This window comes from Varibaculum cambriense (genome assembly GCF_022133705.1).
In the GTDB taxonomy this organism is placed as follows: domain Bacteria; phylum Actinomycetota; class Actinomycetes; order Actinomycetales; family Actinomycetaceae; genus Varibaculum; species Varibaculum cambriense_A.
The window spans coordinates 1-496 of the sequence record NZ_JAKNHJ010000032.1; the positions used below are offsets into that span (position 1 = coordinate 1).

Sequence of the window (496 nt, forward strand, 5' to 3'; positions counted from 1 at the left end):
ATTATCTCGTTGGGAGTTCTGTATCCGAGTGCCTCGTGTAGGCGCTCGTGATTCCACCAGTGGACCCAGTTCATGGTTGCGAACTCGACCTCGGTCAAAGAAGCCCATGATTGTGAATAGATCAGCTCGCTCTTATATAGGCCGTTGACCGTTTCGGCTAGCGCGTTATCGTAGCTATCTCCCACACTGCCAGTGGAAGGTTTGATTCCCCAGTGAGCTAGTTTGTCGTTATAGGTAATACTCGTGTACTGAGATCCGTGATCTGAGTGGTGGATCAAGCCAGACAGGTGCTCTTTAGCGTTCATGATTGCTTGTTCTAGCGCTTCCAGCGGCAATGCTTCTGTTTTCATGGTCGATCTGGTTGCCCAGCCCACAATCTTCCTGGAGAACGCGTCAGTGACGAATGCTGTATAAACAAAGCCTGAAATGGTGCGAACATAGGTGATATCAGCGACCCATAATTCATTGGGTTTGCCAGCTTTAAAACAACGCTTAA

General features: G+C 48.8%; 1 protein-coding gene. It reads right to left on the reverse strand.

Annotation, left to right across the window (positions count from 1 at the left end; genetic code table 11):
* Nucleotides 1–496: IS3 family transposase (locus tag L0M99_RS09695; protein ID WP_238128454.1), on the reverse strand; the 496-nt coding region annotated here is incomplete at both ends.